Origin of the sequence: Herbaspirillum huttiense (assembly GCF_047300815.1) — a bacterium.
Lineage (GTDB): Bacteria > Pseudomonadota > Gammaproteobacteria > Burkholderiales > Burkholderiaceae_D > Herbaspirillum > Herbaspirillum huttiense_A.
In genome coordinates this window covers 1-14,016 of the sequence record NZ_CP178608.1, presented here as the reverse complement: position 1 = coordinate 14,016, position 14,016 = coordinate 1, and the positions used below count along the sequence as shown (strand labels likewise).

The 14,016-nt window shown below is 56.7% G+C and carries 12 protein-coding genes; 7 read left to right on the top strand and 5 right to left on the bottom strand.

All coding sequences use genetic code 11. The features are described 5' to 3' along the window. The first annotated feature begins 265 nt into the window (after positions 1-265). The 7 genes from istA to ACLRDN_RS00030 all read left to right on the top strand — a co-directional run bounded on the left by istA (position 266) and on the right by ACLRDN_RS00030 (position 5,634). Positions 266-1,798, top strand: a complete 1,533-nt coding sequence (istA, locus tag ACLRDN_RS00060) for an IS21 family transposase (RefSeq protein WP_413458483.1) — start codon at positions 266-268, stop codon at positions 1,796-1,798. Then, entirely contained in the window at positions 1,788-2,564 is a 777-nt protein-coding gene (istB, locus tag ACLRDN_RS00055; protein ID WP_413460447.1) for an IS21-like element helper ATPase IstB, read from the top strand. Before istA ends, istB begins: the two co-directional genes overlap by 11 nt. Positions 2,565-2,826: 262 nt before the next feature. Next, positions 2,827-3,327, top strand: coding sequence for a hypothetical protein (locus ACLRDN_RS00050; protein WP_413458482.1), 501 nt, complete (start codon positions 2,827-2,829; stop codon positions 3,325-3,327). A gap of 640 nt (positions 3,328-3,967) precedes the next feature. Beyond that, positions 3,968-4,282 (top strand): helix-turn-helix domain-containing protein, encoded by a 315-nt coding sequence (locus ACLRDN_RS00045; protein WP_413458481.1) that lies wholly within the window; start codon positions 3,968-3,970, stop codon positions 4,280-4,282. 59 nt (positions 4,283-4,341) lie between these two features. After that, positions 4,342-4,635 (top strand): helix-turn-helix domain-containing protein, encoded by a 294-nt coding sequence (locus ACLRDN_RS00040; protein WP_413458480.1) that lies wholly within the window; start codon positions 4,342-4,344, stop codon positions 4,633-4,635. 51 nt (positions 4,636-4,686) lie between these two features. After that, positions 4,687-4,893, top strand: coding sequence for a hypothetical protein (locus ACLRDN_RS00035; protein ID WP_413458479.1), 207 nt, complete (start codon positions 4,687-4,689; stop codon positions 4,891-4,893). A gap of 42 nt (positions 4,894-4,935) precedes the next feature. Then, positions 4,936-5,634 (top strand): hypothetical protein, encoded by a 699-nt coding sequence (locus ACLRDN_RS00030; RefSeq protein ID WP_413458478.1) that lies wholly within the window; start codon positions 4,936-4,938, stop codon positions 5,632-5,634. Positions 5,635-6,864: 1,230 nt separating this feature from the next. Here ACLRDN_RS00030 and ACLRDN_RS00025 read toward each other — a convergent pair. The 5 genes from ACLRDN_RS00025 to dnaA form a co-directional block, all read right to left on the bottom strand. After that, positions 6,865-8,196 carry a hypothetical protein gene (locus ACLRDN_RS00025; RefSeq protein WP_413458477.1) on the bottom strand — a complete coding sequence of 444 codons (1,332 nt, stop codon included), beginning with the start codon at positions 8,194-8,196 and terminating at the stop codon, positions 6,865-6,867. Further along, positions 8,193-10,691 carry a DNA topoisomerase (ATP-hydrolyzing) subunit B gene (gene gyrB / locus ACLRDN_RS00020; RefSeq protein WP_413458476.1) on the bottom strand — a complete coding sequence of 833 codons (2,499 nt, stop codon included), beginning with the start codon at positions 10,689-10,691 and terminating at the stop codon, positions 8,193-8,195. The genes ACLRDN_RS00025 and gyrB overlap by 4 nt, the downstream gene beginning before the upstream one ends. A gap of 136 nt (positions 10,692-10,827) precedes the next feature. Then, positions 10,828-11,934, bottom strand: a complete 1,107-nt coding sequence (gene dnaN, locus ACLRDN_RS00015; protein ID WP_039782907.1) for a DNA polymerase III subunit beta — start codon at positions 11,932-11,934, stop codon at positions 10,828-10,830. A 448-nt stretch (positions 11,935-12,382) separates the two neighbouring features. Then, positions 12,383-12,568: a hypothetical protein gene (locus ACLRDN_RS00010; protein ID WP_413458475.1), complete on the bottom strand. Its 186-nt coding sequence runs from the start codon at positions 12,566-12,568 to the stop codon at positions 12,383-12,385. Between the two features lie 47 nt (positions 12,569-12,615). Further along, positions 12,616-14,016 carry a chromosomal replication initiator protein DnaA gene (dnaA, locus tag ACLRDN_RS00005; RefSeq protein WP_338717371.1) on the bottom strand — a complete coding sequence of 467 codons (1,401 nt, stop codon included), beginning with the start codon at positions 14,014-14,016 and terminating at the stop codon, positions 12,616-12,618.

The following is a 14,016-nucleotide window of genomic DNA, read 5'->3' as shown; positions in this document are numbered from 1 at the left end:
TTGCAGTCTGGTCCAGAGCATGTCAAGCGGGGTGGGTCATTTCTCTCAGAGCTTTTCGTCAGACCGGCGGACTTTTGGGAAACACGGCCCAACGCTGGAATGCTTGGTGCACAAGCTGTCTAGCCAAATGCATGGGTCAATTGCGTGCAAATTGACCCATGTTGATTTGCATTGAAAACTGACCCACTTTCCCAGGAAATTTGCATCCAAAGTTGACCCATGTTTAGACCACAATCCTGCTCATGACAGCGAGCGGGAGAACGGAGTGATAGACGTGGCCCTACTTGGAATTATTCGACGCTGGTACATCAGAGACCGCATCTCAATTCGGGAAATCGCCCGCAGGCTCGACATATCCCGCAACACAGTTCGCCGCTACATCCGATCCGATGTCAGCGAACCTGCTTATCCAGCAAGGCGTTCGCCAAGCTCGCTCGATGACTTCACCGCCAGGCTCTCCGCTTGGCTCAGCGCAGAGGCGGTCAAATCTCGGAAGCAAAGAAGGACCCTGAAACAGATGTTCCTGGACTTAAGAGAGCTGGGATACGAGGGGTCGTATGACCGGGTGGCTGCCTTCAGCAGGCAATGGAAGGTGGGTCAAATGGAGAGGGTCAAATCTGCGAGCAAATCAACATACATCCCTCTTTCATTCGCCCCCGGAGAGGCATTTCAATTCGACTGGAGCGAGGATTGGGTAGTCATTGGTGGCGAGCGAACCAAGCTCCAAATCGCCCACTTTAAGCTCAGCTACAGCCGCGCTTTCTTCCTACGAGCTTACCTTCTGCAGACGCACGAGATGCTTTTCGATGCACATGCTTGTGCATTCGAGGCCTTCGGGGGAATTCCCCGCCGCGGCATCTACGACAACATGAAGACCGCTGTCGATAAAGTGATGTCTGGCAAGCAACGCGAGGTGAATGCCCGCTTCACCGCAATGACGAGCCATTATCTTTTCGATGCAGAGTTTTGCAACCCGGCCTCCGGGTGGGAAAAAGGGCAAATCGAAAAGAACGTCCGTGACAGCAGAAACCGCATATGGCAAAAGGCTCCAGAATTTGCCAACCTCGCTGCACTGAACCAGTGGCTCAGCACGGAATGCAAGCGGCACTGGAAGCAAATCAAGCACCCCGAACTCAACGAAAGCGTTTGGACAGTTTGGGAGAGCGAACGCCCGCATCTTCTGGCCACAGGAAAGAGATTTGACGGATTCGTCGAGCAATCAAAACGCGTGTCACCGACATGTCTCGTTACGCTCGACCGGAATCGATACAGCGTCCCGTCATCGTTTGCCAATCGCCCAATCAGCCTACGCATCTATGCCGAACGCCTGGTCTTCATCGCAGAAGGAAAACGCATTGCTGAGCATAACCGGGTCATCAACCGCGACCACGGCCCTGGCCAAACAATCTATGACTGGCGTCACTATTTGACGGTTTTGCAACGGAAACCTGGGGCCTTACGCAACGGCGCTCCATTTTCAGACTTACCTGCCGCATTCAAAGAGATGCAGGCGATTCTGCTTAAACGTCCTGGCGGAGATCGCGAAATGGTCGAGGTACTTGCACTTGTGATGTTTCACGACGAGAACATTGTTTTATCCGCCGTGGAGACCGCCCTGAAGAGCGGCGCGCCCTCAAAGCAGGTGGTCCTCAATGTACTGAGTCGTTTATTGGACGGCTCGCCAGCTCCGAAAGTTACTCCACCGGAAGCACTTCAACTGACCAAAGAACCCAAGGCAGACGTTGGGCGTTATGACATTTTGAGAGATAAGGATGGAGACCATGTCGATGCAGCCTGAATCACTACTGGAAATGTTTCGAATCTTGAAACTGCGGGGAATGGCACTAGCCGTAGCCGACCTATCCGAGCAGAATTCGCCGGCATTTCAAGCGGCCCTTCCTGTTCTCTCAGACTTGGTCAAAGCGGAAATCGCTGAACGGGAGGTGCGGTCGCTTGCTTATCAAATGAAAACCGCTAGGTTCCCCGCTTATCGCGATCTCAGCGGCTTCGACTTCGGTGCAAGCGAGGCGAACGAAGCGCTAGTGCGCAAGCTACATACTTGTGCGTTCCTAGGAGGCGGACAGAACGTAGTCCTGGTTGGCGGCCCAGGTACCGGCAAGACACATTTAGCAAGTGCAATTGGGATTCAAGCTATTGAGCATCACGGTGCCCGCGTACGCTATTTCTCCACAATCGAGCTCGTGAACATGCTTGAACAGGAAAAGCAACAAGGGCGAGCGGGAAACTTGGCAACACGCCTTCTACATACTGATCTCGTAATACTAGATGAGCTTGGCTATCTTCCATTCAGCCAAGCAGGCGGGGCTTTGCTATTCCACCTCATCAGCAAACTCTATGAGCGTACCAGCCTAATCATCACCACTAACCTCGGATTCGGAGAATGGGGAACCGTATTCGGAGACCCCAAAATGACTACCGCTCTACTCGACCGACTCACTCATCACTGCCACATTGTCGAAACAGGCAATGACAGCTACCGTTTCAAGAACAGTTCCACTCGAAACACGAAGAAAGGAGGAGCCGCAGAAAAGGCATCTGCGTAATAATAGAAACTCGTACGGGTCAGGATTCGATGCAAATCCTGGGTCAGTATTTAGTGCAATAACACACCAATCAGGTCACTCACTATGTCCTGAATTCCCCACAAGTTTCCCGAATAGTCATCACATCCTCCACGGCAAGAATAACTTATGCTTTAGACGGCACCTTCCTCCGGAGTGAGCAAAAGACGTCTCATCGAAAATCAGTCCTACGCGCCTGGCTGGAGCTTGACACGGCGTCGCATAGGAACGATAAATTTATCCAATGAACACTCGAGTCAAAGACGTCGTTGCCAAACTGTACCGGCCCTCTGCACAAGGCAGACAGGTATTCGCCCTGTCCCGAGGCGACGCGGAACGCATCCCGTTGATTGACGGGGTGGCCATGATTTCCATCACGACCCCTGAAAAACCTCCCGCCCAACTGCCTGAGTACCAGTATCTGCTTCGACTCAGCTTCGCAGACGTCGATTTCCTTGGCGAGCTCTCAGCACGTGCGGCAGAGAAGCTCCCTGCGGCAATGACTAAAGATGACGCAGAAGACATATTGCGATTCGCCCAAGCACTTCCAGATACCGTTCACACTTTGCTCGTCCACTGCGAGGGCGGATTCTCAAGGTCAGCCGGCGTTGTGACGGCCCTGAGAGACCTGTATGGCTACGCGGCTGAGAATGCAAGGCTCGTCCAGGCAAATCCTAGTGTCGTCAAAACCATCATAGAGGCTGCACGACCGGAAACAACCAAGAAACGAAAATCAAAAAGGTAGAGAAAAACCTTACCTTGATGCCATAGGAGCCTAAACCTAAAGGGGGGGATATCTTGGGTTCTTGTTCGACGCCACTGTCGCGAATGCAGAAGCCCCGACTAGCGGGGCCTCTGGTCCATCGGATCCGATTCCTCTTATCTAGCGGCGCCCCCCACAAGTCGGCTCGAGGGGCCCTTTAATGCAGGTTACCAAGCCGGCGTTCTTACTGCAAACCTTAATGTAAATTGGGGGCAATACCGTCTACATATTCCATCAGGTATCCAAGCAGAGCATCGCATGTCCGAAACAGGTGCCGATTTGTCCCGGCCTGTCCGAAAATCACTTCGATTTATGGTTCTTCTGTCCGAAAAGTACATAGATTTCCTGAATCGTTTCCGCAAGCACATCGCTCGACCGCCGTTATCCAGAATTATCCTGCGTCGGGATAATTATCCGAAGTTGGTATAACGCGGTATAACGCCGCTCCCACCTAGCGTTCGGCAGGCCTACAACTAAATGACATCGAGAGAAGAGGGATGCCCAGGGCGCCTCCGAGCCTTTATTCCCACTTACGAGACTCAATTGCCCCGGCGCCGTCGAGCAGCATCATTAATCACCAAAGGTGGGAATTATGGGAAGGACGATAAGGACGGAGGAAGAAGTGCTCCATCCGCACGCATCAAACATGACGGCGCTGGGCCGAATACTGCGGCACCGTCGGACCAGCGGTGGCATCAAACTGATTGACGCCGCAGACCAGCTCCGCATTTCTAAGAGCGCGCTCTCCCGACTGGAGAACGGCAAGTCGACGAACATCGAATTGCTTTTCACCGTGCTCGCTGGCATGTGGCTGAATCTCCTCGTGACCGACAAGGGAGAAACCAGGGATGCGCTTGAGGCCGTCGACAAGTGCCGCGGCATGCGGGACGATGAGAGGCTTGCCTTCGAACACGGCAAGACATGGCCATCAAAGTAGGATATTTCGAATAAATCCTACTTTGCTGCCCATTCGGAATTGAAACTTATGAGGCATCGATGCGAAATCTAGTAGACATCGCGACTCTAATGCGCGACGCGATGAAGAAGCAGAAGATAACCCAACAGGACCTACGTGAGCGTGCCGGCATTGCCAGGCGAACTCTGACCGGGGTACTTAGCGGGGAGTCGGACTATAAGGTCACCACCTTGATGGCGGTGCTTGACCGATTGGGCTACGAAATGGTTATCGTGCCCAAAGCGGCCGTGCGTGCATTTCCGGCTGAGTGGGAGGTTACCGAGCCAGCGGTGAAAACGAAGGTGCAGATTGCGCTTGAGAAGTTCGGCGGATAGCCCATCGGTTATCTGAGGCCGAGGAGGGTCCGAGTCTCGGTCGACAATTTCTTGGTCGTCTATTCCAAGGTCGTTCTTATAAAAAGAGAGCAACGTCTTTTGTTCAATGTCTTCGAGGTTGTTCTTCACCTCGTCGACGTTCTCGCACAAATCGTAAGCAGCCAGGAAGCCGTTGCTCTTGGCCGCCAGAACCTGGCCAAGGTTCTTCAACGTGATTCCGTTGCCATACAAACAATCAATCCACAAAAAAGTGAATAAAAGACGGTTCTAAAAGAGATAACGCCTCTTGGAGGGCACTTCGTGACCATTTTGCGAAGCGAAAAGCCCGTAGCCTTGCTTTCGCGAAACGCCACTGACCAAAAGTTGCGTACGACAAAACGCGTTATAGGCTCTTCAGGTGGGTTCGTTAAACCCTCTTTGTTAACTTTTGAAAGTATCAACATGACGACACAGCAACCACTCACCCCTATCGCATCACTTGGCGGTCCTACATCACCGCCACCTTCCGCCCCCAAGCGCAACATTCCTTTGATACCACTGCTCTCACTCTTCGGTGGACTGGTCACAGGCATCGGTTCCACTCTTTATGCCGGTGGCGAGCTGCTGTACAAAAACGCTCTGACCCAAGCGCAATCCGAAAAGGCACAGGAGCTGTCGACTCTTACGGTCCAACTGGGCAAAGAGCAAGCCAGAGCCGACCGTGCCGAAGACCTGCTGAAGCAAATGAATGAAAAGCTGGCAGCCAAGGTTGCCGAGCTTGCCACGGCTAAGAAGGACGTCCAGCAGCTCCAAGCCAGCGCCTCCTCAGCACCAAACTGCGCCTTCGTGAAGAAACGCCTCAACCGTGTCGACGCAGATATCGCCGACGTTACATACGTCAGTGAATTCAAGCTAGTTGGAGAGGAAACCCGTCCGAGGGCACCGGAAAAGGTTGAAAAACTCGCAGCCCTGCGCAATGAGCAGGAGCTCCTCTTGCGCCAAGTCTCAACCTGCCGATGACCTAGCACCGAACGCGACTCATCGTCTGAGCCGCGTTCTCTTTTCGAAAGATGCTAGACGCAATAAATGAATGTATAGTTGTACGAGTATCCCCACTACGTAGATATCTATATATATGCCTCCGCGCCCCCGCGCCATCTGGCAGCTCCCTCCATCTACCCAAACCGCCCTCGAAAAGCTTGGTGCCGACCTCGCCGTGGCACGCCTGCGCCGTAAAGAGTCCCTCAAGGTCTGGGCTGGTCGCATGGGCGTCTCAATCCCCACCCTCCAGCGCCTTGAGGCCGGCGACCCGACTATAAGCGTCGGCATCCTGGCCACCGCTCTGTGGCTCCTCCGGCGTGACCATGAATTGGCTCAGTTGGCGAATCCTGAACAAGACCTGGGTGCCATTGACCGGGACGTCCGTAAAGCGATGGAGTTGGGTAGAAAGCGGGCGAGAGCCTCGGCGGAGGCACGTATTGGGCGTCAGCGGAAAGATGAAACAACGGAAACTGGGGCCGACGAAAGGAAATAAGGCTGGCCAGAGCTCGACGCACCTCCACAGCAGTGGAGTAGATTCATCTGATGAATACCAGAGTCAAAAATGTCATGGCCAAGCTGTACCGTCCGCCTGCTCAAGGCCGACGGATATTCGCGTTGGGTAGGCTAATACATCGTCCCGTGAATTGCATATACTCAATGCAACGACCTACATGAGACTCGCCGCGCACAATGCCGCCAAGTCAGATGGCCGCCCTATCCAGTCGATAGGATTCGGTAATGTGGTAATTGCCGCCGGCGTGGACGAGGTGCTAACCACCAGCACGCCGGGGATACTGGACTCTGGGGGGTAGTTCTGAGATGTCCGGCGCGCTGGCGAAGGCAGAGGCGCGGAACGAAAGTCTGCCGGGCGAGGCTGGCTCCATACCGTAGCACTACGGGTAACAGCTGAGTGAAGGCTCATCCTTGGCTACGCCAGGGAGGGCTGGGCTCAGCCTCACCGCCCGTAGCTTATAAGAACAAGGAGGCTTATTGGTTTTACGGCTGAGCCTTTTAGCATTCTGTCTGTTCTCGAAAAAGCGCATGTACGTAGAGAGCGGTGCTGCCAGTAACCTATGACGTTTTACAAGAATACCTAACAGGACGCGATAGCCATTTCCCTCTTCTAACACAGTGGCAGCGGCTTCACTCATGTTGAGAAAATTCAACAGCAATGAAACCGCCTGTTACGAGGGGAGACAACAAGCAGGATTACTCAGGCTCAGCAGGAACAAACAGGTCCTGTCCGGCCCTTGCTCCAAGAACCGCTAAGCGTCCCAGCTCGGCGACTCGAATCAGCACTCCGCGAACAGCTCCACTCGGCAGCTGTTGGGCACCAACCAATTCGATACCAGACAGTAGTCTAAGTAGCGCAGACGACTTGGTTCCCATGCCACGTGCCAGGTCGGCAAGCGGAATGTAGGATTGTCGGAACGCCAGCAGCTGATGCGGCAACACGACTCGACAGTGCTGGCCGCGACGTTGAATCGATTCGGAGGCAAGCAGCCCTTCGTCCATCCAGTGCGAAATTGACTCCCATTTCCACCCTGTCACTTTAGCCAACTCCTGAATCGACATACCAGCCTCAAGCAATGGAGTGCCGAAGTAGCGTGACACATCCGACCTCAGGAAAGGCATTTCGCCCAACGTTCGAGCACGAGCGACGGCTTTCACATTGCCCTCCGCAATGGCTTTCATCAGTGACTCAATGGCCTGCTTTTCTCCCATACGACGGCTAGTCAGCTCTGCCCATGTGAGCATTACGTCGTCATCGACGGCGCCAGGTTCTGCCGACCGAACCACACGTTCATAGAGGTCCAGAAGAGATTTCTGCTCGACCGCACCACCTTTCAGGAGGTCTTCGCGCCATCGAGCATCAAACTCAACAACGCCGGCGGCTTTCATGCGCTCAAGCACGCTAGGCGAAATCCGCGCCAACTCGCAGGCAGCGGTGTCTGAAATCCATTCATCACGTCTCCGTTTGATACGCTCAACTTCGGTGCATGGAATTTCGTACACCTGGCCACGCGTGCCTGTACGCCGTGCGCGGTGCTCACATTCGCCCGCTTGAATCGAGTCGTGCAGCCTTGAGACGCTGACACCTATGGCTTTGGCTGCATCCGGCGCCCGCATATATCCCGTTGCATCCTCGGCCATAGTCTTGGCCGAATCCAGTCCCAGTACGCAATCGGATTTTTCAGCGGCGACGTCGATGATGATCTGAAGTAGCGGTTCAAGCGTTGTGCCCTGGCAGAGCTTGCGCAGGCTGATATACCAGTCACCCAGCAACGTGTTTAAGGTGCGAGCATCCGTGCGGCCGGCCCCAATGCGTTGTTCAACATGCCCCCGAAAACCCGTTGGCCACTCGGCCAACAAAGCTTCGAGCGGGGAGAGGAATTCGACAGCCTCAGCAACAGACTTTGGTAAAGCTACCCGACGCGACAATCCCCGCTGCTTCGGGTCGGAATACAGACAAAGTGTCCGAATGACCTTCACCAGAACATCAACTTTCACGTCTTTCAATGCTGGCTTCAGGCTGATCAAACGTCAATATTCCCCGCCTGCAACGCATTGGATTCAATGAACGCCCGACGCGGCTCCACATCATCGCCCATCAAGGTCATGAAGATCTGATCCGCAGCAATCGCATCCTCGATCTGCACCTTCAGCAAACGGCGCACGGTCGGATCCATGGTGGTTTCCCACAGCTGCTCAGGATTCATCTCACCCAGACCTTTGTAACGCTGCTTGTTCACGCCGCGCTCGGCCTCATCACGCAGCCACGCCATGGCCTGGCGGAATTCAGTGATGACCGATTCCTTGCGCTTCTCGCCCTGGCCGCGCGCCACGATGGCGCCCTTGCCGATGAGTCCCTTGAAGGTCTCGGCTGCCGTCGACAACTGCTGGTAATCCGGACCGCTCACAAAGTCCGCATCGATCACGGTCACCTTGATGTTGCCATGCTGGCGACGATGGATATGCAGCGCCACCTTCTCGCTATGCTCATCCACGCGCGCCTGCACGTCGATGTTGATGTCGTTGATGGCCTTCTTCAGTTCTTCCGCGGTAGCGGTGGCCTGCTCGATGTTGTCCATCTTCAGGGCCACGCCGCCGGTCATGATGGCGTTCAGCGCCGATTCATCGATGGCGCGCGACAGGCGCATGATGATCGCGTTGGCCGTGTTGTACTGGCGTGCCAGTTCCACCAGCGCCTCGCCGCTGATCGGCGCAGCACCTTCGGAAGGCTTGATCTCGGCATCGTTCAGGGCGATCTGCATCATGTACTGCGCTTCCTCGAAGTCGTCCTTCAGGTAGCGCTCGTCCTTGCCCGCCTTGACCTTGTACAGCGGCGGCTGGGCGATGTAGATGTGGCCGCGTTCGACCAGCGCCGGCATCTGGCGATAGAAGAGCGTCAGCAGCAGCGTGCGGATGTGGGCGCCGTCAACGTCCGCATCGGTCATGATGATGATGCGGTGGTAACGCAGCTTGTCCGGATTGAATTCGTCAGCACCGATGCTGGTGCCCAGGGTCGCGATGAGCGTCGTGATCTGCTCGGAAGAAAGCATCTTCTCGAAGCGCGCCTTCTCCACGTTCAGCACCTTGCCGCGCAGCGGCAGGATCGCCTGGAACTTGCGGTCCCGCCCTTGCTTGGCCGAGCCGCCTGCGGAGTCACCCTCGACGATGTACAGCTCGCACAGCGCCGGGTCGCGTTCCTGGCAATCCGCCAGCTTGGAAGACAAACCCAAACCATCCATCACGCCCTTGCGGCGCGTCAGTTCGCGCGCCTTGCGCGCAGCCTCGCGGGCGCGCGCGGCTTCGACGATCTTGCCGCAGATGATCTTGGCGTCGTTCGGCTTCTCGGCCAGGAAGTCGGTCAGGGTCTTGGCGACGATTTCTTCCACCGGGCCGCGCACTTCGCTGGAGACCAGCTTGTCCTTGGTTTGCGAACTGAACTTCGGTTCCGGCACCTTCACCGACAGCACGCAGGTCAGGCCTTCGCGCATGTCGTCGCCGGAGATCTCGACCTTGGCCTTCTTGGCGAGATCGTTTTCTTCGATGTACTTGTTGATGACGCGGGTCATGGCCGCGCGCAGGCCGGTCAGGTGAGTGCCGCCGTCACGCTGCGGGATGTTGTTGGTGAAGCAGAGCACCTGCTCGTTGAAGGCATCGTTCCATTGCATCGACACGTCCACCGACACCAGCGTGCCCTGGTCGGATTGCTTCTCGCCGGTGGCCTGGAAGATGGTCGGGTTCAGGATGCTCTTGTTCTTGTTGATGTATTCCACGAAGCCGCGCGTGCCGCCTTCAAAGGCGAAGTCCTCTTCCTTGCCGGTACGCTGGTCGGTCAGCTTGATATGAACGCCATTGTTCAGGAAGGACAATTCGCGAATACGCTTGGCCAGGATCTCGTAGTGGAATTCGACGTGGGTGAAGATTTCTTCGTCGGCCCAGAAGTGGACTTCGGTGCCGCGCTTGTCGGATTCGCCCACGACCTTGATCGGGGAGACCTGCACGCCATCGATCATCTCCAGTTCGCGGTTCTGCACGATGCCCTTGGCGAATTCCATCGCGTGGACCCGGCCGTCGCGGCGGATGGTCAGCTTCAGCTTCTTGGACAGTGCATTCACGCAGGACACGCCCACGCCGTGCAGGCCGCCGGAGACCTTGTAGGAGTTCTGGTCGAACTTGCCGCCGGCGTGCAGTTCGGTCATCACGATTTCGGCCGCCGAACGCTTGGGTTCGTGCTTGTCGTCCATCTTGAGGCCCGTGGGGATGCCGCGGCCGTTGTCGGTGATCGAGATGGAGTTGTCGGCGTGGATGGTGACGTGGATCTCGCTGCAATAGCCGGCCAGGGCTTCGTCGATCGAGTTGTCCAGCACTTCGAACACCAGGTGGTGCAGGCCGGTGCCGTCAGAGGTGTCGCCAATGTACATGCCGGGACGCTTGCGCACCGCCTCCAGGCCTTCCAGGATCTGGATGGAAGAAGCGCCATAGCTTTGTTGCGCGGAATTGGTGTTGTCTGCGGGGCTGGAGGACATGGTTACCTTCTGAAAATGCTAGCCAAACGACTAGGGAGCTGCAAAAAACGGAATTCTGGGGATGAATCTTTGGAATTCTTAAAAGCAACCGAGGGGCCGTCTGGGACGGCCCCTCGTGCGCGTGGAGCGGGTTTGCTCAGATCCGCATCGGCATGACGACGTACTTGAAGTCGGCGTTGTCAGGGATGGTGATCAGGGCCGACGAGTTGGCATCGCCCAGGGCGATGTTGACGTAGTCGTTCTTGAGGTTGTTGAGCACGTCCAGCAGGTAGCTGACGTTGAAACCGATGTCGACGGTGTCGCCGCCGTAGTCGATTTCCAGTTCTTCGACCGCTTCTTCCTGGTCGGCATTGGTGGAGCTGATCTTCAGGCTGCCTGGGGCGATCACCCAGCGTACGCCCTTGAACTTGTCGCTGGTCATGATGGCCGCGCGTTGCAGCGAGCGCAGCAGCTGGTCGCGGCTGATGGTGAAGCTGTTCTTGTAGCCCTTGGGCACCACGCGGGTGTAGTCGGGGAACTTGCCTTCGACCAGCTTGGAAATGAGCTCGATGTCGGCAAAGGTCAGCTTGACCTGGTTGTTGGCGATCTGCAGCTGGACTTCATCATCGCTGTCGTCGAGCAGGCGTTGCAGCTCGATGATGGTTTTGCGCGGGATGATGACTTCCTGGCGCGGGAAGTCCTGTTCGGTCTCGACCTGGCAGAAGGCCAGGCGGTGGCCGTCGGTGGCGACCGCAATGACGTTCTTGCCTTCCACCACCAGCAACAGGCCGTTCAGGTAGTAACGAATGTCCTGCTGGGCCATGGCGAAGTGAACCATGTTGAACAGGTGCTTCAGGGTCTTCTGCGGCAGGTTGACCTGGGCGTTGTAGTGCTCGGCCTGGGCTACCGTCGGGAATTCTTCGGCGGCCAGGGTCTGCAGGGCGAAGCGGGACTTGCCCGATTGCACGGTCAGACGCTTGTTGGAGAGGGAGACCGACACTTCGCCGGAATCCGGCAGGGCGCGCAGGATGTCGAGCAGCTTGCGGGCCGCGACCGTGGTGGCCGTGGACTCGCTACCCGAACCGACGTCGGCGTGCGTGGTGATCTGCACTTCGATGTCGGTGGACAGGAAAGACACCTTCTCGCCGTCCTTGCGAATGAGAATATTGGCCAGAATCGGCAATGTGTGCCGACGCTCGACAATACCACTCACGATCTGCAGAGGACGCAGGAGCGTGTCTCGTTGGGTTTTAACCAATTGCATAGTCAGTTTGTCCTTGCTAATAGTGGTTTAAAGGGCGCCGTTGGCCGGCGTTCAGTCATGCCCATGTCGCGCGTGTTCCTCCTCTGGTGAAAAACAGCTGCTGCCTGCAGTGCAACCTGCCCACGCACTGCTGAACTCACTTCCCGAAATACGCAACGCTCCTGCTAGTGCATGACCGGCCGCTGCCGGTCCGATACCCGTTCCCGAAGAGCTGGTGATACAGCGACCCGGCATTGTCCATCTGCGCCTGACAAACCCGGGCAGCCAGAACCACTTGGCTATACGTTTGGAACATTTGAATACTTTTGCCGGAACTTGCCGGTGTTTTATTCGAAGTTTCCGTGATACTTCGCGGATTTCCTGCTCCGTGGCCGGCCCTTGCGTCCGCCTGCGAAATAACGCCTTCCATTGTACCAATCATCCCCTCTTCAGAGTAGTGCGGCAGGGGTCAGGCGAGGGCTTTGGAAGGGAAAAAAGGGCAGGCGAGCGGGCGGGTTGTCTTTTCTTTCATATGCCGCCGAAGGCGGCATTTTTCAATTATCCACAGGCGCTTTTGGCGAAATGCACCGTCGTTTTGCCGCAATGCCCTGTGGAAAAGAAATGCCGCCCGGTTCACGCTGGAAGCGGGCGGCATGTCGATTTATCCACAGGCGTTTTCGCGCCTGTGCGTTGTCAGGCGGATCAACCCTTCAGGGTCTGTTCCAGCACGTGCAGCTCGTGGTTGCATTCCGGGCTCTTGGCGCGGTCGGCGGCGATCTTGCGCACTGCGTGCAGCACGGTGGTGTGGTCGCGCCCGCCGAAGAGGTCGCCGATTTCCGGCAGGCTCTTCTGGGTCAGCTCCTTGGCCAGGTACATGGCGATCTGGCGCGGACGGGCGATGTTGGCCGGGCGCTTCTTGGAATACATGTCCGCGACCTTGATGTTGAAGAAATCGGCCACGGTCTTCTGGATGTTTTCCACCGAGATCTGGCGGTTCTGCACCGAGAGCAGGTCCTTCAGGGCTTCCTTGACCACGTCGATGGTGATGTCCTTGCCGTGGAAACGGGAGTAAGCCAGGATCTTGCGCAGCGCGCCTTCGAGCTCGCGCACGTTCGAACGCAGGTGCTTGGCCACGAAGAAGGCGACGTCGTCGGACAGCACCACATCTTCTGCGGAAGCTTTCTTCATCAAAATCGCCACCCGCATCTCAAGCTCGGGCGGCTCGATGGCCACCGTCAGGCCAGAGTCGAAGCGGGAGATCAGGCGGTCGTCCATGCCGCTGATTTCCTTGGGATAGGTATCACTGGTGATGATGATCTGCTTCTTGGCCGCGATCAGGGCTTCGAAGGCGTAGAAGAATTCTTCCTGGGTGCGGCTCTTGCCGCCGAAGAATTGAATATCGTCGATCAGCAGCAGGTCCAGCGAGTGGTAATAACGCTTGAAGTCGTCAAAGCCCTTGCGCTGGTAGGCCGTCACCACGTCGCGCACATATTGCTCGGCGTGGATGTAGCGGATCTTTGCACCCGGGTTATCCACAAGCACCTGATTGCCGATGGCGTGGATGATGTGGGTCTTACCCAGACCCACGCCGCCATACAGGAACAGCGGGTTGTAGGACGTGCCAGGGTTGTTGGCCACCTGGGTGGCGGCCGCGCGTGCCAGCTGGTTGGCCTTACCGGTCACCAGGTTGTCGAAGGTCAGCACCGGGTTGATGCGCGACTGTTCCTGGCGCGGGGCGACGGCGCGCACTGGCTGGGCCGGTTCCGGATCCAGGTGCAGCTGCTCGTGGTTGGGCAAACCCAGGCCGTTGGCGCCACCGCCATTGGCTTGCGCATTGGCGGCCGGGCGGCGGCCCTGGTTGCCGCGCGGGTCCAGCACGAACTGCACTTCGGTGGGCGCGTCCCAATACTCGCAGGCCAGCGCGGTGATGCGGTTGGCGAACTGCGTCTTGACCCAGTCCAGCTTGAAGCGATTGGGCGCGGCAATGCGCAGCAGCCCGTCCTCGAAGTCGAGCGGGACCAGCGGCTTGATCCAGGCGCTGTATTGCTGAGGCGTCAGCTCCTGCTCAAGTTTGTGGGAGCAGGCCTGCCAGAAGTTTTCCAT

Coding starts and splice junctions, on each gene's coding strand:
- istB (WP_413460447.1), top strand. CDS start 1,788: ATGCAGCCTGAATCACTACTGGAAATGTTTCGAATCTTGAAACTGCGG.
- ACLRDN_RS00050 (WP_413458482.1), top strand. CDS start 2,827: ATGAACACTCGAGTCAAAGACGTCGTTGCCAAACTGTACCGGCCCTCT.
- ACLRDN_RS00040 (WP_413458480.1), top strand. CDS start 4,342: ATGCGAAATCTAGTAGACATCGCGACTCTAATGCGCGACGCGATGAAG.
- gyrB (WP_413458476.1), bottom strand. CDS start 10,691: ATGTCCTCCAGCCCCGCAGACAACACCAATTCCGCGCAACAAAGCTAT.
- dnaN (WP_039782907.1), bottom strand. CDS start 11,934: ATGCAATTGGTTAAAACCCAACGAGACACGCTCCTGCGTCCTCTGCAG.
- ACLRDN_RS00010 (WP_413458475.1), bottom strand. CDS start 12,568: ATGCCGCCCGCTTCCAGCGTGAACCGGGCGGCATTTCTTTTCCACAGG.
- dnaA (WP_338717371.1), bottom strand. CDS start 14,016: ATGGAAAACTTCTGGCAGGCCTGCTCCCACAAACTTGAGCAGGAGCTG.